The organism is Pseudarthrobacter sp. NPDC092419 (assembly GCF_044755045.1).
Taxonomy (GTDB): Bacteria; Actinomycetota; Actinomycetes; order Actinomycetales; family Micrococcaceae; genus Arthrobacter.
The window spans coordinates 129,095-150,800 of sequence record NZ_JBIVQF010000009.1; the positions used below are offsets into that span (position 1 = coordinate 129,095).

General features: G+C 65.9%; 18 protein-coding genes and 1 tRNA gene. 11 read left to right on the plus strand and 8 right to left on the minus strand.

Annotation, left to right across the window (positions count from 1 at the left end; translation table 11 throughout):
• Positions 1 to 12 precede the first annotated feature (12 nt).
• Both ACIQC0_RS14290 and ACIQC0_RS14295 read left to right on the plus strand, forming a co-directional pair.
• Positions 13 to 495, plus strand: a complete 483-nt coding sequence (locus tag ACIQC0_RS14290) for a cation:proton antiporter regulatory subunit (protein ID WP_377214091.1) — start codon at positions 13 to 15, stop codon at positions 493 to 495.
• A gap of 5 nt (positions 496 to 500) precedes the next feature.
• The gene (locus ACIQC0_RS14295; RefSeq protein ID WP_400535863.1) at positions 501 to 1,682 is read left to right on the plus strand and encodes a cation:proton antiporter; all 1,182 of its coding nucleotides are present in this window, start codon (positions 501 to 503) and stop codon (positions 1,680 to 1,682) included.
• 103 nt (positions 1,683 to 1,785) lie between these two features.
• On the opposite strand, the gene ACIQC0_RS14300 is transcribed toward ACIQC0_RS14295, so the two are convergent.
• Together ACIQC0_RS14300 and dcd are read right to left on the minus strand one after the other, a co-directional pair.
• Positions 1,786 to 2,727, minus strand: a complete 942-nt coding sequence (locus tag ACIQC0_RS14300; RefSeq protein WP_400535866.1) for a hypothetical protein — start codon at positions 2,725 to 2,727, stop codon at positions 1,786 to 1,788.
• Positions 2,728 to 2,873: 146 nt separating this feature from the next.
• Positions 2,874 to 3,449, minus strand: coding sequence for a dCTP deaminase (gene dcd, locus ACIQC0_RS14305; RefSeq protein WP_377214088.1), 576 nt, complete (start codon positions 3,447 to 3,449; stop codon positions 2,874 to 2,876).
• A gap of 147 nt (positions 3,450 to 3,596) precedes the next feature.
• Here dcd and ACIQC0_RS14310 point away from each other — a divergent pair, with 147 nt between their 5' ends.
• Complete coding sequence (locus ACIQC0_RS14310; RefSeq protein ID WP_400535869.1) at positions 3,597 to 5,459, plus strand: CAP domain-containing protein; 1,863 nt, start codon at positions 3,597 to 3,599, stop codon at positions 5,457 to 5,459.
• A gap of 62 nt (positions 5,460 to 5,521) precedes the next feature.
• On the opposite strand, the gene ACIQC0_RS14315 is transcribed toward ACIQC0_RS14310, so the two are convergent.
• On the minus strand, positions 5,522 to 5,965 hold the full coding sequence (locus tag ACIQC0_RS14315; RefSeq protein WP_377214086.1) for an SRPBCC family protein: 444 nt from the start codon (positions 5,963 to 5,965) through the stop codon (positions 5,522 to 5,524).
• 226 nt (positions 5,966 to 6,191) lie between these two features.
• Here ACIQC0_RS14315 and ACIQC0_RS14320 point away from each other — a divergent pair.
• The 3 genes from ACIQC0_RS14320 (at position 6,192) to ACIQC0_RS14330 (ending at position 7,676) form a co-directional block, all read left to right on the plus strand.
• Positions 6,192 to 6,265, plus strand: a tRNA-Gly gene (locus tag ACIQC0_RS14320).
• 119 nt (positions 6,266 to 6,384) lie between these two features.
• Positions 6,385 to 6,525 (plus strand): hypothetical protein, encoded by a 141-nt coding sequence (locus ACIQC0_RS14325; protein ID WP_400535871.1) that lies wholly within the window; start codon positions 6,385 to 6,387, stop codon positions 6,523 to 6,525.
• Positions 6,522 to 7,676 carry a N(5)-(carboxyethyl)ornithine synthase gene (locus ACIQC0_RS14330; RefSeq protein WP_400535874.1) on the plus strand — a complete coding sequence of 385 codons (1,155 nt, stop codon included), beginning with the start codon at positions 6,522 to 6,524 and terminating at the stop codon, positions 7,674 to 7,676. The genes ACIQC0_RS14325 and ACIQC0_RS14330 overlap by 4 nt, the downstream gene beginning before the upstream one ends.
• 72 nt (positions 7,677 to 7,748) lie before the next feature.
• Here the strand turns inward: ACIQC0_RS14330 and ACIQC0_RS14335 are convergent, their stop codons facing one another.
• Positions 7,749 to 9,116 (minus strand): MFS transporter, encoded by a 1,368-nt coding sequence (locus ACIQC0_RS14335; protein WP_400535877.1) that lies wholly within the window; start codon positions 9,114 to 9,116, stop codon positions 7,749 to 7,751.
• A gap of 140 nt (positions 9,117 to 9,256) precedes the next feature.
• Here ACIQC0_RS14335 and ACIQC0_RS14340 point away from each other — a divergent pair, with 140 nt between their 5' ends.
• Both ACIQC0_RS14340 and ACIQC0_RS14345 read left to right on the plus strand, forming a co-directional pair.
• Positions 9,257 to 10,108, plus strand: a complete 852-nt coding sequence (locus ACIQC0_RS14340) for a LysR substrate-binding domain-containing protein (RefSeq protein ID WP_377214082.1) — start codon at positions 9,257 to 9,259, stop codon at positions 10,106 to 10,108.
• Between the two features lie 119 nt (positions 10,109 to 10,227).
• Positions 10,228 to 10,542, plus strand: a complete 315-nt coding sequence (locus tag ACIQC0_RS14345; protein WP_400535880.1) for a hypothetical protein — start codon at positions 10,228 to 10,230, stop codon at positions 10,540 to 10,542.
• Between the two features lie 59 nt (positions 10,543 to 10,601).
• Here the strand turns inward: ACIQC0_RS14345 and ACIQC0_RS14350 are convergent, their stop codons facing one another.
• Positions 10,602 to 14,120, minus strand: a complete 3,519-nt coding sequence (locus ACIQC0_RS14350; RefSeq protein WP_400535883.1) for a bifunctional proline dehydrogenase/L-glutamate gamma-semialdehyde dehydrogenase — start codon at positions 14,118 to 14,120, stop codon at positions 10,602 to 10,604.
• 297 nt (positions 14,121 to 14,417) lie between these two features.
• Positions 14,418 to 15,881: an amino acid permease gene (locus tag ACIQC0_RS14355; protein WP_400535885.1), complete on the minus strand. Its 1,464-nt coding sequence runs from the start codon at positions 15,879 to 15,881 to the stop codon at positions 14,418 to 14,420.
• A 145-nt stretch (positions 15,882 to 16,026) separates the two neighbouring features.
• On the opposite strand from ACIQC0_RS14355, the gene ACIQC0_RS14360 reads away from it, so the two are divergent.
• The 3 genes from ACIQC0_RS14360 to ACIQC0_RS14370 all read left to right on the plus strand — a co-directional run bounded on the left by ACIQC0_RS14360 (position 16,027) and on the right by ACIQC0_RS14370 (position 18,462).
• Entirely contained in the window at positions 16,027 to 16,938 is a 912-nt protein-coding gene (locus tag ACIQC0_RS14360; RefSeq protein ID WP_377214078.1) for a LysR substrate-binding domain-containing protein, read from the plus strand.
• A 120-nt stretch (positions 16,939 to 17,058) separates the two neighbouring features.
• A complete protein-coding gene (gene panD, locus ACIQC0_RS14365) occupies positions 17,059 to 17,484 on the plus strand; it encodes an aspartate 1-decarboxylase (protein WP_377214077.1) in 426 nt (141 codons plus the stop codon).
• Positions 17,485 to 17,535: 51 nt separating this feature from the next.
• Positions 17,536 to 18,462 (plus strand): AEC family transporter, encoded by a 927-nt coding sequence (locus ACIQC0_RS14370; protein ID WP_377214076.1) that lies wholly within the window; start codon positions 17,536 to 17,538, stop codon positions 18,460 to 18,462.
• A gap of 24 nt (positions 18,463 to 18,486) precedes the next feature.
• On the opposite strand, the gene ACIQC0_RS14375 is transcribed toward ACIQC0_RS14370, so the two are convergent.
• Both ACIQC0_RS14375 and ACIQC0_RS14380 read right to left on the minus strand, forming a co-directional pair.
• A complete protein-coding gene (locus ACIQC0_RS14375) occupies positions 18,487 to 19,551 on the minus strand; it encodes a hypothetical protein (RefSeq protein WP_400535890.1) in 1,065 nt (354 codons plus the stop codon).
• 63 nt (positions 19,552 to 19,614) lie between these two features.
• Positions 19,615 to 21,705 carry a hypothetical protein gene (locus ACIQC0_RS14380; RefSeq protein ID WP_400535892.1) on the minus strand — a complete coding sequence of 697 codons (2,091 nt, stop codon included), beginning with the start codon at positions 21,703 to 21,705 and terminating at the stop codon, positions 19,615 to 19,617.
• Position 21,706: the final 1 nt, after the last annotated feature.

Sequence of the window (21,706 nt, forward strand, 5' to 3'; positions counted from 1 at the left end):
TAGGCTGGAACCATGAACGTGGATGAGACCGACCTTCCGGGCCTAGGGCGCCGGAGGGATTTCATGACAGCATCCGGCCGCCGGATCGGCGTGGTGGAGCTGCGGGAGGGCCAGACGGAACTCATCGTTTCCGCCTGGGACGACCCCGACACCTGCCAGGCTTCCATTCCGCTCACCGGTGACGAGGCAGCCACCTTGGGAAACCTGCTGGGCGGCCGCCACCTGGCCATGAAGCTGACCGAGGAGCACAAGGACGTCCCGGGCATCGTCACCCGGCAGTTCTCGATTTCCCCCGGTTCCCCCTTCCATGACCAGCCCATGGGCAACGCGGCCGTCCGGACCCGCTGCGGTGTGTCCATCGTGGCGATCATGCGCGAAGGCGAGGTGCTCCCCTCGCCGGGACCCGACGTCGTACTCCGCGCCGGCGACCTCCTGATCGCCGTCGGCACCCAGGAAGGCCTGGACGAGGCGGCAACCATCCTCCGTCACGGCTGACCGCCATGGATCCGCTCGCCCTGGCCCTCATCGAACTGGGGGCCGTTGTGTTCTGCCTGGGCCTGCTGGCCAGGCTGGCCGGGCGGATCAGCATGTCCCCCATCCCGCTGTACTTGCTCGGCGGACTGGCGTTCGGCGCCGGCGGGATCGTGAAGCTCGAGGGCATGCACGAGTTCGCACATCTCTCCGGCGAGATCGGCGTCATCCTGCTCCTGCTTATGCTCGGCTTGGAATATACGGCCGCCGAGCTGTTCACCGGTCTGCGACGATCCTGGCATGCGGGCGTTCTCGACCTGCTCCTCAACTTTGCGCCCGGCGCCGCACTGGCTTACTTCCTGGGATGGGGAGGCGTGGGGGCGATGGTGCTGGGCGGCGTCACGTACATCTCGTCCTCCGGCATCGCGGCCAAGGTGATCACCGACTTGGGCCGCATCGGTAACCGCGAGACACCCGTGGTGCTCTCCATCCTGGTGTTCGAGGATCTGGCCATGGCGGTGTACCTGCCCCTGCTGACCACGGTGCTGGCCGGGGTCAGTTTCCTCGGCGGGCTCACCAGCATCGGCATTGCCCTGGCGGTGGTCAGCGTGGTCCTGATGGTGGCGCTGCGGCATGGACACCACGTGTCCAAAGCCGTGCACAGCGAAAACTCAGAGGTCTTCCTGCTCAACGTCCTGGGAGCAGCGCTGCTGGTGGCCGGGCTGGCATCCGCCATGCAGGTGTCCGCAGCGGTGGGGGCCTTCATGCTCGGCATCGCGATTTCCGGAGCCACGGCGCATAACGCCACCCGGATCCTCGAGCCGCTCCGGGATCTTTTCGCGGCCATCTTCTTCGTGGCGTTCGGGCTGAATACGGACCCTGCCACCATTCCGCCGGTACTGGGCTGGGCGCTGGTGCTGGCTGTCATCACGGCAGCCACCAAGATGCTAACGGGCATCTGGGCCGCCAAGCGCGCGGGAGTTGCCCGGCAGGGCCGTTTCCGCGCCGGCGCTACCCTGATCGCCCGCGGCGAGTTCTCGATAGTTATTGCCGGGCTCGCCGTGGCCTCCGGCGCCATTAGCGGCGAACTTGCAGCCCTCGCCACTGCCTACGTGCTGTTGATGGCGATCCTCGGACCCCTCGCAGCGCGCTATGTCGAGCCGCTGCTCAAGGCCGCCACCCGTCCGCGGGCAGCGGCCGCGCCGGCGTAGGCGCCCGGCCAGGCCCTCCCCCCGTACACCAACCCGTTCCGGACCATGGCCTCCGCCGAGAGGTGAGATCCCGTCGTTCCGCCGTTGCGTTGGCTCCGACATCTCACGCATCGATACGCCAGCCAGCCCGGACCAGGGCATCCAGGACGCGTTGGGCGCAACCGTCGTAACCCCACGTCCTGACATGGCCCGCCGTCACCGTCACGGAATGCCACCCGGCGGCGGCCAATGATTCGTCCCTGCGGATATCAGACTCGCGCTGGCGGGCTTCGAGGTGGTGGCGCCCGTCATAATTGACGGCCACCTTGAACTCCGGATAGGCGAGGTCAGGCCACGCAAGCTCCCAGCCCGCAGGTTCCTCCACCACATACCTCAACGTCGGTTCCGGCAGCCCGATGCGCGCCATGGCCAGCCGAAGCCGGGATTCAGGGACGGAATCGGCGCCGACGCGGCATAGGTCCACTGCCTGCCGGGCCGTCCTGATGCCGCGGACTCCCGGCGCCGCAGCAACCTGAGCCCGGAGGTCCGCCAGGGAACAGAACGCCTCCCGCCGGGACCCGAAACTCCTTGACTGGCTGCAGATGAAGTAGTCCCCGGCGGCCACCAGATCCTCAACGTCCAGGATCGAGGCCAGATCCAGCCATGTCCGCGCAGCGCTGGTCACAGGAATGCCATCGAGCCGCGTCATATCCTGCTCGCAAAGGGTCAGCCGGTGTCCGGCGACCCCCTTGCGCACAGGCCTGCCACCTCCGCCCGTTTTCGACAGGTGGACCAGCAATTCATTCTGCAGGTCCAGGGGCAGCGGGCATCCCCATAACCGTGCGGCGGTCGAGAAGCAGCAGACCGCGCCTGGAGTCAGCGACGTGAGCAGGCGGCAGGTGTGGCGCAGCGGCTGGGCTTCGTTCCAGGGAACACGCACTCCCCGGCTTGCCACCCGAAGGTCACGCCGCCAGGCCCGGCCCGCAGGCACCCCCGCCTGCACCTGTTCAAGGAGTGTGAAGGAACGCCCCGCCAGGTGTGGGGGAAGAGGTGAAGGCTGCCGCATGAGCCAATTGTTGGCACGGCGGCGGGGCGGCATGGCCGTTATCCACAGTGTGGAGGAACACTGCGCCGGCGTTTCCGCGATCGAGGGGTGGGATCCCGCCGGTTAGGAAGGCCGGTGGCGGTAAGAGCTCACGCCTCGATCACAGCTCAGATGCCCGTGCGGTGGAAATTCAGGTGGCTGCGGCTCGCGGTGGGGCCGCGCTGGCCCTGGTATCGGTTTCCGTAGTCGCCCTGGCCGTAGGGGAATTCCGCGGCCGACGTCAGCCGGAAGAAGCAGAGCTGGCCGATCTTCATGCCGGGCCACAGCTTGATGGGCAGTGTGGCCATGTTGGACAGTTCCAGGGTCACGTGGCCCGAGAACCCGGGGTCGATGAACCCGGCGGTGGAGTGCGTCAGCAGGCCCAGCCGGCCAAGCGACGACTTGCCCTCCAGGCGGGCGGCGATATCGTCCGGCAGCGTGACGGTCTCGTACGTAGAACCCAGGACGAACTCGCCGGGGTGCAGGATGAACGCCTCGTCCTCCTCCACCTCCACCAGGCGGGTCAGCTCGGGCTGCTCCTGCGCGGGGTCGATGTGCGCGTACTTGTGGTTGTCGAAAAGGCGGAAGAACTTGTCGATCCGCACGTCCACGGAGGACGGCTGCACCATAGCGGCATCGTACGGTTCAAGCACGATCCGGCGGGAGTCAATTTCGGCACGAATGTCGCGGTCAGAGATCAGCACTGTCCCAAATTACCGCACGGAGAGAGTCTCGTTTATCCACAGCGAACTGCTGCCCCGTTGTTGCGGGCAACAGGTGGGGCTAATGTTGCGTGTGAACATTCAGGCGCCGGATGGTCTCCCGGATGGCCCGACTGAGCTGGGGAACTCGTGAAAAAATGGCTGGCACACGCCGTGGTCGGTACCTTGTGTACCGTCGCGCTGGTTTCGTCCTCTTCGGGCGCGCTGACCGGTTCCTTCCAGCCGGAGCCTTCTTCGGGTTCCACGCTCTCGGCGGCCGGCCAGCCGGCGAGCGCCCCGCCGGACAACTATCCTCCCGTCACCTCGCAGAAAGACGCGGATTTACCTGAGGCTAAGGATTCGCTCCGGGAACAGGCCCGGGACGCCGGCGCTTCCAGGTCTGAGGACTTCCACGCAGCGGACGACGGCGGCGGCGCGGCTTCCATGGGCCCGTCCACCGGATCTTCGGACGGATTTCCCGACGCGCCTGCCGCCGGAAACGCACCTCCCGCGGACACCACCCGTGGCCCGGATCCGGCACTTGCCAGCCCCCTGCCGCCGGCCGCCCCTGCTCCTGCACCGTCCGCGCCTGCGGACCCACCCGCACAGGGAACACCGCCGGCGGACACAAAGCCATCCCCCAACTGGATCCCGGCATTGTCGGCCACCGACCGTCAATTGGCCGACTCGATGGTCGGAACGGCAGCCGCGCCACCCGAACCGGAAGAGCCCCTGCCGTCCACCCAGGCGCTGGTCAAGGACAGCAACGCGGCCGACATCCTCAAACTCTTCAACCTCATCAATGAGTACCGCGTGTCCAAGGGCCTGGCACCGTTGAAGTACCACGCCACCGTGGCCGGCATGGCGCAGGAGTGGTCGGACAGTATCGCCAGCCGCGAAGTCATCGAACACCGGGCAAATTTCTGGCTCGACCCGCGCGCGCTAAGCCCGGACAAGGGCGCCGGGGAAGTCATCTCCATCAACACGATCCGTGACCCCGCCCTGCTGGTGAACTGGTGGAAGGGATCCCCGGGACACAACGCCCTGCTGCTGGACCCGCGGTTTAACGTTATGGGCGCGGGCATCACGTACACGGACAGCACCTACAAGATCTGGGGTGTGGTCAACTTCTTCGGCTACAGCACCCTCCCGGCCGGAACCACCACGGCTCCCGGCGGCTCCACCACAGACCCCGGCGGCGCCTTCCCTGCTCCCCCGCCCAGCCTGTGCGACCCCACCGCCAAGCACATGCCGCCCACGCTGGACCTTTCGGCCGCCTCGATCAACAGCGCAGCGGACATCGTCACCGTAAATGCTTCCGGGCAACTACTGAACCGTCCTTCCACGGGCGCAGGGACGTACGGCGCGGCCAGGGCCATCGGCTCAGGGTTCGGGAGTGCCAAGGAAGTCTTCACTACTGACTGGGACCGCGACGGCGCCTACGACCTCCTTACCCAATGGAACAGCACCGGCAACCTGACACTGCACCGCGGACTTGCCGGCGGCGGCTTCCAGTCTCCGCTCACCCTCGGCAACGGCGGATGGGACAGCCTCAAGCTGGCAGTCGGGGGTTGGTGTGCCAACAACCGGATGCCCCAGATCCTTGCCCTGGATACCGCGGGGAACGTCTACCTCTATCCCAACCGGGGCGTGGCGGACCTGGCAACCCGGGTTCTGGTGACGTCCGGCGTGACCGCGGCCCGCATCACGATGGTCGATTACAACGCCGACGGTTTCGAGGATGTCCTGGCGTTCCGGACTGACGGCGCGGTGGTCCTGTACCGCGGTGTCGGAACCACCGTCCTGCCTGCGGAAATCCGGGCCACCGTAGCCACCGGCTGGCAGGACGTTACCAGCGTGCGGCCGCTGCGGGATGTGACCGCCCTGAACTCAACGGGGCTGGCGCTGCGCCGGGGAACTGACGTCCTCCAGTACTGGGACCTGAGCAGCGGCAAGTTCGCGTCGCCGTCGTCCATTGCTGGGACCTGGGCGGGCCAGCGGCTCGCGCAGTAGCGCTTCCTGCGGGGAAGGCGGCCCAGCGGATACCTTCCCGAATCCCGCAAACCGGTGCCAGGTCAGCTCGCGAGCTGGAGCTCCATAACGCCCTTGAGCCGCTCAAGCTGGGCAACGTCCGCTTCAAGGCTGCGCTGCACCATCCGGTTGAGGAACCCGAAGGGCCCCTCGGGCCTGGCTTCGAGCGCGAACCGCACGCGTGTGCCGGCCGACTCCGTGCTCAGATAGTAACCGCCGGACCTGCGGCCAGGTCCGGACACCACGCGGAACTGCACCTCAGCACCGGGCCGGGCTTCGACAAGTTCGAGGTCGGCCGGGATGCTGAGGCCTGACCTGCCCGACACCATCTGCCGGTACAGGGCGCCCCTGGTGCCGGCGGAACCGTGCAGCAGCTTGACGCTCCGCACGCCGTCCCGCCACGAAGGCAGGTTGGTGGCGTCCACGAGGAAGAGGTACACAGACAGGGCGTCGCGCCTGATCAGGACCTCGTGCTCTGCGAATGCCATCAGTATCTTCCCGTGTCGCCGTCCGTTTGCTTGCAGCCGCATTCGCAGCGGCCGCCCGGATCAGGTTAGCCAGCGGGCAGCAGCTGGTCCTAACCAGGGCGTCGGACGTTATTGAAGAGTTACTGGATGACGCGGGATGCAACAGGACACGGCCGCCCGCGGCAACGGTTGGCGGGTGGCCGGCGGATCTGCGCTAAGCTAAGTCCTGCCCCGCACGCGGGGCGTCGCGGCTGTAGCTCAATGGTAGAGCGCTAGCTTCCCAAGCTTGATACGCGGGTTCGATTCCCGTCAGCCGCTCCACTCTCAGTCGCTCCACCGTTCCCGGGTTACCACAATTCCCCGACGCCGCGCCTGACATTAGGTACCGGCATGTATCGTCAGTAGTCAGGAACCTATTCGGTTCCACTACAGGAGCAATCATGGCTGACAAGTCCCCCCGTCAAGCAGCATCCAAAAAATCCGGCAAATCCATCAAGGAAAAGCGTGCCGACAAGCGGGCCGCCGCAGCCCCCGCCAGTTCGTTGGACACCACCGCCGGCAAGACCGCCAAAAAGACGTGACCGGCCAACCGAGCCAACTCACCCTCGGCGTCCTCGCATCCACCCGGAAACCGGACGAACGCCGACTGCCCATCCATCCGCTCCATTTTGATCGGATCGCACCTGAAGTCCGCCGCCGTATCATCCTCGAAGAGGGCTACGGCGAGCGCTTCGGCGTCTCCGATGCCCACCTCTCCACTCTGGTGGGAAGGATGGCGGGCCGGGAGTCGCTGCTGGCGGAGGCCGACGTCGTGCTTCTGCCAAAACCGCAGCCGGCAGACCTGGCTGACCTGCGGGACGGCCAAGTCCTGTGGGGCTGGCCGCACTGCGTCCAGGACCGTGCGATCACCCAGCTTGCCATCGACAAGAAGCTGACCCTGATCGCCTTTGAGGCCATGAATCACTGGGCCAGCGACGGCGGCTTCGGACTGCACGTGTTCCACAAGAACAACGAACTGGCCGGCTATTGCTCGGTGCTGCATGCCCTCGCCCTGACCGGATCAACGGGCGATTACGGCCGGCGGCTCAGTGCCGTCGTCATCGGTTTTGGTGCCACTGCACGCGGCGCCGTGACAGCGCTTAACGCCCACGGCATCCATGATGTCCAGGTGCTGACCAACCGGGAAGTGGCCGCCGTGGGCGCCCCGATCCACTCGGTCAATATCGTCCAGTTTGACCACGACGCCGAAGCCCCCTACCTGAGCCAGGTCATCACCGAGCGCGGCAGGGTTCCGCTGGCACCGTTCCTGGCCGAGAGCGACATCGTGGTCAACTGCACGCTGCAGGACCCAAACAATCCGCTGACCTACCTTCGGACCGAAGACCTGGAAGCCTTCAGGCCCGGAAGCCTGGTCGTTGACGTCTCGTGTGATGAGGGCATGGGCTTTAGCTGGGCCCGCTGCACCACTTTCACCGAGCCCATGTTCACCGTGGGGAACCACATCGGCTACTACGCCGTGGACCACAGCCCCTCCTATCTCTGGAATTCCTCCACGTGGGAGATCAGCCTGGCGCTGCTGCCGTTCCTGGAGACGGTCATCGGCGGTCCGGCGGCCTGGGAAGGCAACGACACCATCTCCCGGGCCATCGAAATCCACGACGGCGTCATCCAAAACAAAGACGTGCTCGAGTTCCAGGGGCGCGCCACGGAGTATCCGCACCTTCCGGAGTAAGCCTTCACGGATCCCCGGCTTGTTCGCAGATCCGAGCCGCCAGGGCGGGGATCTGCGAACAAGCACGCTGCATCAGGTGGGCATTGCCCGGGGGATGATCCGCACCGGGTGGCGGCGGTCCTTTACATCCACCTTCAGGCGCAGGGAACCTTTCCTGGCAAGCACGACGGCGACAGTTGCAGCCGCGAGCGCGGGCACGCCGCCGCAGACCAGCAGGGCCAGGTGCGGGTCAGCGTGCTCGGCGATCCAGCCGATCATCGGGCCGCCGATGGCCTGGCCGCCCACCAGCACCATGATGTACAGGCTCATGACCCGTCCCCGGATGCCCATGTTCGAGCTGATCTGGACCAGCTGGTTGGCTGCGGTCAGGAACATCAGGCACCAGAATCCGCTGAAGACCATCACGGCCCCGAACCATGGAAGGGACGGCGCCGCCGCGGCCAGGCAAAGCATGGTCCCGTACATGCCGGCGCAGAACACTACGGACCGCAGCCGCAGCTGCCGCCGCCGCGTGGAGGCCACGGCACCTGCCAAAGCGCCAAGGGCGACCAGCGCGTTGAGGAGCCCGTACCCGCTGGCGCCGATGTCGAAGACGTGGTCGGCGAAGGCTGCGAGCACCACAGGCAGGCCCATGGCGAAGACGGCAATGAACCCGGCCATCAGCCACGGCCAGAAGATCGTGGGCTTGCCCAGCGCATAGCGGAGTCCCGCGCGGAGCATGCCCTTGCTCTTGGGAACCGGCGGGCTGACGTGCAGCTGGTCCCTCCGCAGGAGCAGGAGGGCCGCCACCGTGGAACAGCAGGCCGCAGCGTTCGCGGCAAAGGCCCAGCCCGCGCCCACTGCCGTCAGGAGGATGCCGGCCAGGGCCGGTCCGATCAGCCCGCCCAGCTGGAAAGTGGTGGAGTTGACGCTGATCGCGTTGCGAAGATACGCCGGTCCCACCAGTTCGTGCACGAAGACCTGGCGGGCGGGCTGGTCCAGCACCGTGACCAGGCCAAGGACCAGCGCGATCACGTAGACGTGCCACACCTCGATAGCGCCGGTGAGGGCCAGTGCCGCAAGGGCTGCCGCAAGGACGGCGGCCATCGCCTGGCAGAGAATCAGCACCTTCAGCTTGGCGAACCGGTCTGCCACCACGCCGCCCCAGGGTCCCAACAGCAGGGACGGCAGGAACTGCAGTGCAACGGTGATGCCCACCGCGGTCACGGAACCGGACAGCTGCAGAACCAGCCAGTCCTGGGCGATGCGCTGCATCCACAGGGCGATGACGGCAACAAAATGGCCGACGACAAAGATGCGGAAGTTCGGAACCTTCAGCGAAATGAACGTGTGCCGCCAGGGAAGATGCTGGGGGACGACGGCGACGGGCTGGGTTTGGTGGAGCGCAGAGTCGATGACGGGCTGGCTGGCGGTGGCCGGAGACGGCGCGTGGGATGCCACAGGGATGTCCTCACAAAGCGGGCGGTCGGGATGCGCTTAACGCTAGGGTGGGTGCACGTGATTATGGAGGGGTATCGCCCCTATAAGTCCCATTGCAGTATGTAATAGCCCGGTTACTGGCCGCTTCCGGAGGTCCCTACGTGTTTGACCCAGCCCAACTCCGTTCCTTCCTGGCCGTGGCGGAAACCTTGAGCTTCACCAAGGCGGCCGAACGGCTGGGCCTCGCCCAGCCCACCGTCAGCCAGCACGTCCGGAAGCTCGAAGCTGCAGCCAAACGGGGGCTGATCGCGCGGGACACCCGCGACGTCCGGCTTACGGACAACGGAGACGCGATGGCAGGCTTCGCCCGCACCATCCTGTCTGCCCACGATGCCGCGGCGCGCTATTTCTCCGGGTCCGCGATGCGGGGGCGGCTGCGCTTCGGAACGGCTGACGACCTGGCCATCACCGGCCTGCCCCGCATCCTTCGTGACTTCCGCCAGGTGTATCCGCAGATCAACCTGGAGCTCACGGTCGGCCAAAGCGACCAGCTCTACCGGAGGCTCAACGCCGGCCAACTGGACCTGGTCTTCGTCAAGTGGGTGGCGGGAGCCAAGGAGGGCACGCCGGTGCAGCACGACTCATTCGCCTGGGTGGGCCTGGAACAGACCGCCCTTGAACCGGGCCACCCCGTGCCGCTGATTTCGTACCCGGCACCGAGCCTGAGCCGGAAGCTGGCCATCGACGCGCTGGAGGCCCGCGGCCTGACGTGGCGCATTACCTGTACTACCCGGCAAATCAGCGGCGTCCTGGCCGCGGTCCGGGCCGGCATCGGCGTGGCCGTGATGCCGTCGTCGCTGGTTCCGGACGACCTGAGGATCATCACCAGGCGCTTCGACCTGCCGCCGGTGGGCGATGTCGATTTCACCCTGATCCGCAACCCCCTGGCCAATACAGAGGTGGTGGATGCACTGATCCAGGCCATCCTGGGCCGCGCACTGAAGCAGCCTTAACCATTGATGAGTGAACCTTGCGTCCACTATGCTGATTTTCCCAAGGTCAAGCAGCAGGCCGGTTCAGCAACACGAGCGCGCCCCTGCACGCCAGGTTCAGCGCCCGGGACAGGCAGCCAATGACGACAGCCAGGAACATTCACCCCGCCGCGGCCCATGCAAGGCCGCACACTCCCGCGCGCCCGGCCACGCGCCAGTCCACGCTCGGCACCGGCAGGGCAACCGTGGACTCCGGATATATCGGCAAGCCCACCTGCGACAAGTGCCGCACCGACGAGTTCATCTACCTTGAGTCCTACATCCCGCCCACCTACCGCAGCGACGGCACCGTCACCGCCCTCGGCGAGGTGGCCTACACCTGTACCGGCTGCGAGGACTTCTCGGCCCACAGCGTGCCGCTCACTTGGACGCCGCCCGGCTGGTATCTGGGCTGACAGCATTTAAACAGCGGGCCGGGCAACCACGGAAAGTGGTTGCCCGGCCTTGTTTTTGGCTAAATCAGCGCGTCCGACAGGTGGTTCGGGGTGCCGAACCGGTGGGCGGTGATGCTGACGGCCTGTTCGTGCAGGAACGGCAGCAGCTCCACGCGCCCGGACTCGGTGACAGGGTGGGCGTACACGGCCAGGTCCGGACGGCCATCCGTGGCCTCCGCCAGCGCCGCCGCGTCGCCGCCGATGAGGCGGATGCGCGCTCCCGAGAGCTTGCCCGCCACGGCGAGCCGGGCTGCGGATGCCAGCCATTCGGCGTCGGACTCCACCGTGGTGCTGACGTCCAGGCCGGTGAGCACGGCGCGCACCTGGGCGGGAAGTTCGACGGCGGTGCTCACCGTCAGCGCGGAGCCTGCCAGGATCCCGGCTGCCGCAGTCCGGACCAGGTGCGCCAGCGGCTCGCCTTCGGAGAGTCGGATGGTGACCGGCAGGTTGCGGTAGCGGAAAATATTGCGTTCGGCGCTCAGGCCGGAGACGTCCTTGGCGGTACCGAACTCTTCGGCCCAGGCCGCAGCGTCGGAGGCCAGCGCACGCTGCACCGACTCGAGTTCGGCAGTCTCCAGCGCGGGACCTGAGGCGTTGAGCAGGCGCCGTACGCCGGGGTTGGTAACCTCGGCCCTGGCCGTGCTCTCCGCGGAAACCCAGTCGCCCAGGCCAGCCAGATAGTTGGGTCCGCCGGCTTTGGTGCCCGCACCGACAGCGGACTTCTTCCAGCCACCGAACGGCTGGCGCTGCACGATCGCACCGGTGATGCCGCGGTTCACGTAGAGGTTGCCCGCCTGGATGGAGTCCAGCCAGATCCCGAGTTCCTCAGAGTTGAGGGAGTGCAGGCCTGCGGTAAGGCCGTACTCGACCTGGTTCTGGATGGCAATCGCCTCTTCCAGGGTCTCTGCCGTCATGACGCCCAGGACCGGCCCAAAGAACTCGGTGAGGTGGAAGTAGGAACCACGCTTGACGCCGTAGCGCACCCCAGGGCTCCACAGCTTGCCGCTGTTGTCCAGCTGCTTGGGCTCAACGGCCCACGTTTCGCCCTCGCCCAGGGTGGTGAGCGCGTTCAGCAGCTTGCCGCCGGCGGGCTCGATGATGGGGCCCATCTGGCTGGTGGGGTCCTCAGGGTAGCCCACCTTGAGCGAGGTGACGGCGTCGATCAGCTGGTTGTGGAAACGCCTGGACTTGGCCACGGAGCCCACCAGGATCACCAGTGAGGCCGCTGAGCACTTCTGGCCGGCGTGGCCGAACGCGGAGTAGGCCACGTCCTTGGCCGCCAGGTCCAGGTCCGCACTCGGGGTGACGATGATGGCGTTCTTGCCGCTGGTTTCGGCCAGCAGCGGCAGGTCCTTGCGGAACGAACGGAACAGTTCGGCAGTCTCGTAGCCGCCGGTGAGGATCACACGGTCCACCGCCGGGTGGCTGATGAGCTGCTTGCCGAGCTCACGTTCCCCCAGCTGCACCATGGTCAGCACGTCCTTGGGGACGCCTGCTTCCCACAGCGCCTCCACCATCACGGCGCCGCTGCGTGCGGCCTGCTTGGCAGGCTTAATCACGACGGCGGACCCCGCCGCGAGTGCCGCCAGTGCGGACCCTGCCGGAATGGCGACCGGGAAGTTCCAGGGCGGGGTCACGACGGTGAGCTTCGCCGGAACGTACGTGGCGCCGTCGACCGCGTCCAACCTGCGCGCCGATTCGGCGTAGTAGTGGGCAAAGTCCACTGCCTCGCTGACCTCGGGGTCGCCCTGGTCGATGGTCTTGCCCGTTTCGCTGGCCATGACTTCAAGGAGGTCGGCACGGCGGGCCTCGAGGATGTCACCGGCGCGGTGCAGGATCTCGGCGCGCTCATTGCCCGAAAGTTCACCCCAGGCCTTGCCCTTTTCGACGGCGGTCTGGATGGCGGCATTGAGCGTGGCTTCGTCGTTGATGAAGGCGGCTTTGACCGAGGCGTTGCCCAGCGTGGAAGTGGGAACGCGTTCCAGGATGGCACGGCCCCAGTCCCGGTTGGCCGGCAGTGCGGGGTCCGTGTCGGGCGTGTTCTCGAAGCTGTCATGCGGCATCGGGACCGGCGGGAGGTTGCGGTTCTGCTGGCGGTTGGCCGGCGGCACGCTGTTGTCCAGGGCTTCCAGGGAGGACAGGAAGCGTTGCTTTTCGCGTTCGAACAGGGCTTCGTTTTCGCTCAGCTCGAAGACCGCTGACATGAAGTTGTCCTGGCTGGCGCCCTCTTCCAGACGGCGGATCAGGTAGGCGATGGCCACATCGAACTCGGACGGGTGGACTACGGGGGTGTAGAGCAGCAGCGAGCCGACATCCTTCTTGACGGCCTCGGCCTGGCCCTGCGCCATGCCGAGCAGCATCTCGAATTCGATGCCGGACTCTACGCCGCGTTGCTTGGCCAAGAGCCAGGCGAAGGCGATGTCGAACAGGTTGTGGCCGGCCACGCCGATGCGGATGTTCTGGATCCGCTCGGGGTGCAGCGAGTAGTTGATGACGCTCTTGTAGCTGGTGTCGGAGTCCTGCTTGGTTCCCCAGGTTGCCAGCGGCCAGTCGTGAAGGGAGGATTCCACCTGCTCCATGGGCAGGTTGGCGCCCTTGACCACGCGGACCTTGATGGCGGCACCGCCGTTGGCGCGGCGCTCAGCGGCCCAGTCCTGGAGGCGGATCATCGCGGACAGCGCGTCCGGGAGGTAGGCCTGGAGCACGATGCCGGCCTCGAGGTTCTTGAACTCGGGCTTGTCCAGGATCCGGGTGAAGACCGCGATGGTCATGTCCAGGTCCTTGTACTCCTCCATGTCCAGGTTGATGAACTTGGCCCTGCCGCCGGTGGTGCTGCCGGGCCGGGCGAAGGAATTGGCGCGCTGGAACAGCGGGGTGAGCTTGTCGACGACGTGCTCCACGGCTTCGTCGAAGGCCCAGGCGGAGTGCGGGGCAACGGTGGAGGAGACCTTGATGGACACGTAGTCCACGTCCGGGCGGGCCAGCAGGGTGTGCGTGCCCTCGAGCCGGCGGGAGGCCTCGTGTTCACCGAGGACGGCCTCGCCCAGAAGGTTGACGTTGAGCTTGATGCCGTCCTTCTTGATCTTGGCGATGGCCGGGCCGAGCTTGGCGTCGGTGGCGTCCACGATCAGGTGGCCCACCATTTCGCGCAGGACTTTGCGGGCTACCGGGATGACCACCTGCGGGAGGACGGGCGCCATAGTGCCACCGAGGGCGACGGCGCTGCGCATGTACCAGGGCAGGAAGGCCGGAACCTTGGGGGCCAGTTTGGCGAGGTTGCGGACGGCGACGTTCAGGTCTTCGGGGCGGACCACGCCGTCCACGAAGCCGACGGTGAACTCGAGGCCGTTCGGGTCCTTGAGGACGCCGGCGAGCTGCTGTGCCGAGGCGTCCACGGGAACCTTCGAGGCCTCGGTCAGCCAGCGGCGTACCAGTGCGACAGCGTCAGCGGCGAGCGCTTTGGCCTGGGGGACATCGACGTCGACAGTCCGCGGCGCGGTGCCGCCGGCGACTGCAGGTTCGATAGCAACGTGGGTCATGGTTTTCCCGTTCTTTCCTGTGGATCTAGGAGGTCTTTCCATCAGTATGAGCCGGGATTCACATAAGATAAAGCGATCTTTTCTAAGCAATACAGATTAGAAAAACCAACGCTTCCGCGGCGACCCTCTCTCACCTAATGCAACAAAAGCAGGGACGCTCTCCCACTTGATGCCGAAAAACCGGAAACGCTCTCTCACCGCTTATTTGGGGTGAGAGAGCGTCCGGGTCGACCTGACGTTAAGTGAGAGAGCGTCCGGGCGTAACCGACGTTAAGTGAGAGAGCGTCCGGGGCGGGTTTACGGAAGCGGGCGGTGCATCTCCACGATTTCCTCGTGCCGCGGGCTGTTGGGGTTCATCAGCGAGTTGCGGCGGCCGTAGAAGAAGTAGATGGCCAAGCCGATAACCAGCCACACGCCGAAGCGCACCCAGGTCTCCCAGTGGAGCTGCAGCATCAGGAACGCCGAGGCCACCACACCGAATGCCGGTACCAGCGGCATCAGCGGCAGGCGGAAGGTGCGCGGCGCGTCGGGCCGCTTGTAGCGGAAGATGATCACCGAGAGGCAGACGACGACGAACGCCGCCAGGATGCCGATGTTGGTCAGATCGGCCACTTCCTTGATGGGGAGAACGCCGGCCAGGAAGGCGGACGCGATACCGGCGATCCAGGTGACGCGCTGCGGAGTGCCGTGGTGATCGGTCTTCGCGAACCAGCCGGGCAGCAGGCCATCCCGGCTCATGGCGAACCAAACGCGGGTGACGCCCAGCAGGAAGGTGAGCATTACGGTGAGGATGGACAGCACCGCGAACACGGAGATGATCGTGGCAATGACGGGGAGTCCCACGGAAGTGAATGCGGATGCGAAGCCCGCCTTGGGGTCGATCTCGCTGTAGTTCTGCATGCCGGTCAGCACCAACGTTGCGGCAACGTACAGCAGCATGGCCACAATCAGCGACAGGATGATGGCTTTGGGCATGTGCTTCTTGCCGTCGGTGGCTTCCTCAGCCGCGGTGCTCATGGCGTCGTAACCGAACACGGCGAAGAAGACGGTCGCAGCACCGGCCAGGACGGGACCGAACCCGCTGGGCATGAACGGGTTGTAGTTGTTGGTGTCGATGTAGAAGACGCCCAGCCCGATGATGAAGAGGATCAGCACCACCTTGATGGCAACGGCCACCAGTTCGAACCGACCAAAGGCCTTGGTGCCGCGGGACAGGATCCAGGTGACCAAGAGGCAGACCAGGATGGCAGGGATGTTGACGATGCCGCCTTTGCCCTCATCCGCCGTCGAGGTCATCCAGAGTGGCATGTGGATCCCGATGCCCGAGAGGAAGGCGTCGAAGTAACCCGAAATGCCAATGGCCACCACGGCCACGATGGCGATGTACTCCAGCAGCAGGTCCCAGCCGATGAACCAGCCGATGATCTCGCCAAGCGCCACGTATCCGTAGGTATAGGCGGAACCGGCGCGCGGAATCATGCCTGCAAACTCGGCGTAGGACAACGCCGCGGCTGCCGAGGCGAGACCTGCGATCAGGAAGGAGAACAGCACGGCCGGTCCCACGCCGGGGTTGCCCTCACTGCCCGCAGCGACCAGGCCGGCCAGCGAGAAGATGCCGACGCCGATGATGCCGCCAACGCCGATCGCCGTGAGCTGCCAGAGCCCCAGGGATTTGAAGAGACCGCTGTGCTTGTTCTCTTCCTCGATGTCGTCGATCGGCTTGCGCCGCATGACTGATTGGGACATGTCTCTGCTGCTCATCAGGAACTCCTGCTCGTGCGTGCCTGCCGCGGCGCGGGACGGCTGTGGCAGGGGTAACTCGGTTCCAACAGTATGCAAGCGCCGTTGCATTAGATAAAGTGACTCCTCCTAATCTATATTCGTTAGCTTTGGTAAGGATTCCTTGATGCTTGATGTCCGCCGGCTCCGCCTCCTCCGCGAACTGAGCATCCGGGGGACGCTTGCCGAGGTGGCTGAGGCGCTCCAGTACAGCCCGTCGTCGGTTTCGCAGCAGCTCGCCCTTCTGGAGAAGGAGGTGGGCGTCGAACTGCTCCGGAAGACGGGCCGGCGCGTGCAGCTCACGCCGCAGGCGGAGGTGCTCGTGGCGCACACCGCGCAGCTGCTGCAGACCATGGAACAGGCGGAAGCGGACCTCGCCGCGTCACTCACCACCGTCACGGGCACGGTGAAGATCGCGGTGTTTCAGTCGGCCGCACTTGCGCTGATGCCGGAGACGCTGACGCGGATGACCTTGGAGTACCCCGAGGTGCGGATCGAGATGATCCAGCGCGAGCCGGAGACCGCCCTCCACGAAACGTGGGCGCGCGACTTCGACCTGGTGATCGCCGAGCAGTACCCCGGCCACGCCGCCCCGCGCTATCCGGAGCTGGACCGCGTCAAGCTCACCACGGACGCCATCCGCCTCGCTGTTCCCGCGTCCGACGGCGGCGCACAGATCCGCGCGATCGAGGACACCGCGGAACTCCCGTGGGTCATGGAACCGCGGGGTGCCGCATCACGCCACTGGGCGGAACAGGCCTGCCGCAGCGCCGGGTTCGAGCCGGACGTGCGGTTTGAGACGGCTGACCTGCAGGCGCAGATCCGCCTGATCGAGTCCGGAAACGCCGTGGCCCTGATGCCGGACCTGGTCTGGACCGGCCGCGGCACGACGGCCCGGCTCCTGGAGCTTCCCGGCAAGCCGCACCGGACGATCTTCACGTCCGTGCGCCGCTCCAGCGCCAAGCGGCCGGCGATCCTGGCCGCCCGGGAAACCCTGGCCGCGGCCGCCGAAGCTGTGGCGGGGCACGCCGCCGGGTGAGCGCCGTCGTCGTACGCTCCCGGCTGTCAGGCACCCCCTCGGTGCGCAGGGGCCGCTGCTGCGTCACTGTTCCGTGCGTCACTGCGCCCGCCCGCCCGCCGGGGCTAAACTGATGCAGTTATGAATCGAACAATGTTCAAATCAAAAATCCACCGGGCCACTGTCACGCACGCTGACCTGCACTACGTAGGTTCGGTCACCGTTGACCTGGACCTGCTGGAGGCTGCCGACATCCTGCCCGGCGAGCTTGTCTCGATTGTGGACATCACCAACGGTTCACGCCTGGAGACCTACACGATCGCCGGCGAGCGCGGCTCCGGCGTCATCGGCATCAACGGCGCAGCCGCGCACCTGATGCACGAGAACGACCTCGTCATTCTGATCACCTATGCGCAGATGACCACCGAGGAAGCGAACGCGTACCAGCCCAAGGTGGTTCATGTGGACCGGGACAACAAGATCGTCCAGCTGGGCAGCGACCCCGCCGAGGGCCTGACCCCCGATATGCTGCGCCCGCCGCACGCCCTCAACAACGCGGCCCTGTAACCGGAGAGTGAACCCCGGTAACCCGTTCCGCCGCACCCTCGCGGGTGATCCTTGCTAGGCGTCCTGGCCGGATTCTTCGTGGTGTGGTCCATCATCATGGTGGGCTGGTTCGTGGGCCGGAACCGCGTCCTGGGAGAGAACGCACGGCCCGTCCTCAGCGCGCTCACGTTTTTTGTGGCCAGCCCTGCGCTCCTGTTTGAAACCCTCAGCGAGGCCCGTCTCGAGGACGTCTTCGCCGAGCCGCTCCTGGTGACGGCGGTGGCTGCGGTGACCAGCGCGGCGATCTACTTCTCCGTAGTGAAGTTCTGGTTCAAGCGCACGCTGCCTGAATCGCTGATGTCCTCCATGGCTGCGTCGCTGGCCAACTCCGCAAACCTGGGTATTCCGATCGCGGTATATGTCCTGGGTGACGCAAGCTACGTCGCACCCCTCCTGATCTTCCAGCTCGCCTTCTTCACTCCGCTGTTCCTGATGCTGCTGGATTCAAGCACCAGCAGCCACCGCACCACTCCCCTGGGCTTCGTGGTGATGATCCTGCGGAATCCCATGATTGTCGGATCAGCGCTGGGGCTCATCGTGGCAGGCACCGGGTGGGACGTTCCCGCGCTGGTGATGGAGCCGATCCACCTGATCGGCGGCGCAGCGATCCCGGCCATGCTGATCGCTTTCGGGATGAGCCTGCACGGCACCCGGCCCCTCCAGGCCTCCACCGCCCGGCGGGCGGACACCCTCCTGGCCACGCTGTTCAAGCTGGGCATCCAGCCGGCGCTTGCCTACCTGTTTGCCCGCTTCGGCCTGGGCATGGACGGCCAGGCGCTCTTCGCCGTCGTGGTCACGTCCTCCCTGCCCACGGCTCAGAACGTTTTCGTCGCCGCTAGCCGGTACAACACGGGCCTGACCGTGGCCAAGGACACGGTGCTGATCACCACTATCGTAGCGGTGCCGGCGATGATCGGTGTGGCGCTGCTGCTGACGTGACGCGGCCGGGTCCCGCTACGGACGCTAGCGTTGATCGGCGCGATAGAAGTACATCTCCCTGGACCCCTTGGGAGCATCCCAGCCTTGGGCAAACATCCAGCTGCCCTCGAATTTGAGCAGCCCTCCCCAGGCAAGGGACCCGCCCTCGTTGATCGCTTTCTGTGTGAAGGGCTGGTCGATGGAATACAGCGCCTGCGCCGCGGCAAAATCGCCGTTGGCGTCGGCGTAGAAAAAATCCAGAACCAGCTCGGTCCGCTCCCCTTCATTGACGATGGCGCAGGCCACCTCGTGCAATGAGCCGCCCAGCGGTTCAAGGTCCAGGTAGTCCTGCGGCTCAAATGTCCAGTTCACCAGATCGGAGGACCGTCCGACGTGCGTGGTCCCACCGCAGCCTTCAGACAAATACATCAGGTAGTGCCCCCCGATCTTGACGGCTTCGCCGCGGGAGTTTCGCGGGATGACGGCCCCTTTCGCCCAGTACCGTGAAATCTCGTGGGGGACTGCCAGGCCGAGCTTTTCCCAATGGACCAGGTCATCTGAGACGGCAACGTTGATGTCGCACCCAACATCGCCCAAAGGATAGGCCTCGGACATCTGACCGGCCTGCTCATCGCTGTGGTCGATGGTCCAGATCCCGTTGTAGAACATGTAGTACCGGCCATCGGACAGGTATACCTTGGGGTCTTCGCAACCCAGGATCTCGTTGTCCAGGGTGGGGTAGATCACCGGATTGGACGGATTGTCCTGCCACCCGGTCTGGGGATCGAGGACGGCAACGCCAATGCGGCTGGAGACTGACTCCTTGCGCGGCGATGCACGGTAGAAGAGGTACAGCTTGCCGTCGTGTTCCATGATGGACGGATTGAAGATGGAATCCGCTGTCCATCCGATGCCGGTGGGGTCGTCCCAGTCCTGGACCTGTCGGAAAGTCAGGGAATCATCCTTGCGGAACGGGCCCACTGCCCACTCCGGGCGTTCGGCGTACTCGGCGGAGAACTGCTCAGTGGAGATGGCATCCGTCAGCGGATTGCTGAACGTGAGCGCCCCCTCGTAGCTGGCGAGCAGCGCCCCGGTGTTGATTTTCTGCATGGAAACTTCCTGTTCACTAATTGCCTGCTAAGCCGCCGGACCCAGGGCCCGCCGTGGTGGACATCAGCTACGGACTAACGTCACCCAGGTGAAGCCACCGGGAGCGACTGCGACGTTACTGGCCCGGGCGGTGTCGCGGTTTCCCTGCACCGGCCTGCCGGCGCTGTCATACTGCTGCTGTTCCAGCACAAACCCGGCCGGGACCTGTACCGGTTTAATGATGGTGCTCTTGGCCGCGCTGACGTAGAGGGTAGCCTCACCGCCGGAACCGTCGACCGACACGGTGGAAATCAGGGGCTGGACCAGCAGGGCATCCAGAGCCGCCTGCCCGTCCGTGCTGGCAGTGACCGAGGTCAGCCCGCCGGAAAGCGCGCGCCGCAGGGCGAAGGGGAAGAGGATGCCCGGGGCGTCGGTGATGCCCTGTGCTCCTGCACCTCCGTTCGCGGTGGTACCCAGCGGCCCCTTGGCCGAAGACCAGGTTGTGGCGCCGGAGGGTGCGAGCCTCTGGTTCACGATGGGGAAAATGTTGCTGGGCTGGTCCGCCGCAGGCATCGGGATGGTCAACGTATCCCCGGCCTTCAGCTCCACGTACGCACCTCCGGAAATGTTGGCTTCACCGGTCCAGGATGAGGGCGGCCGCACCACGGAGCCCGCTCCGGTGATGGTGCCGGTTTCGGCTTCCACCACACTCAGTCCCTTCGTTTCCTTTGTAACGCTGATCCCCATCGCTTTGGCCCGAAGTTCCGGGTCGGCATCGAGGGCCAGCATAGTGAGCAGGGCGTGGATCGTGGATTCGGCTCCGGAGTTCGGGTTCACACGGCCGTCGGGTTCGATCCCGTCGATCGTCGTACCGGTGGCGGGGTTGTAGGCGGGGGCGCCGTTGGGATTGGCACCGAAGAACCAGCCCGCCGCGATGGCGGCAAGATCCAGGAGGCCCGGAGCGCCGGCGGCTTCGGCTGTGGCCACGAGGCTTTGGACGCGTGAATCCACCCCGTAGGCGATCTGGGCCTCCCCGGGGGTGGGGCTCCATGCGTTGTTTGGTCCACCGGCGGCCAGGAGCTGCGGCGTGAACTGCGCGGTGTCTTTTACCGCCGCTGTCAACAGATCATCCCTGTCCAGGACCGAGGATGCTGTGGCCACGGCGGCCGGAGCCATACCACCCCACGCGTGCCAGAGGCTTTGGGATTTGTTCCAGGGCATGATGGCGCCAAACGGCCATTCGGTGGCCGAGCCGGAGGACATCGCGGCCACGCCCTCGCTCAATTGGGTCAGTGCCGTGGTGGCTGCCTCATCGGAAGGAACCGTCTCAACGTAGGCGGCCAAGCCCAATACCGCCTCGGCCGAGGCATCCGCGCCGCCGGCAATAAGCCAGGCCGGGACCTGGACGCCATCGGCAGTGTCGAACGTTCCATATTTGGAGAGGGACTGGCGGTTCAGTGCGCCCACCGCGAGGTGCAGGCGCTCCTGCAGGAAGGCGGCGAACCCGGGGTCCGCCCCTTCGAACGCCGCATAACCTTCGCCGAATGCCCATACGGTGCGGGCCAACCAGTAGGATTCGGCCGAGTCGGACGGATCCGGCAATTCAACCGGGATGGCGCTCGGGTTCAGGCTCCCGTCAGCCTGTTGCCAGAGGACCACGTTGCCGGCGTTCGGGCCGTCCACCGTCTGCAGGTAGGTCAGCGCACGCAGCGTCTGGAAGGCATGCTCCTTGCTGGCCGGGTCCCCCGTCTGTTGCCAGTGCCGCAGGTACACAACGGCGGCGCGGGAGATATCGTCCGCATTGTAGGCGCCTTGGGTCCAGTGGCCGGTAGCCGGGTCCAGGTTCCCGCCGCCAACCCTGGTGTAAGTGCCGTCGTCGTTTCTGTCAGCGTACGTCCATGGCGCTTCGGCCGAGGGGTCCTGCTCCAGCCGGTAGGTCGTATGGCCGGGCACGGCAGGCAGGGGGACGGAGTCCAGCAAAAAGTCCAGGTGGTCAGTGTTGGCCAGTTTTCCACCGTTGGCCAGGACGGGGGCCGAGGGTGCAGTGACCGCATCGACGGTCGACGGCGGGGCAGCGGGTGCCGCCGTCGAGGCACCGGCAGGCACTGAGACGGCCAGTATGGAGGCAGCCACCGCTGCGGCGACCCGGCCCAAGGACTTGCTTTCACGGATCATG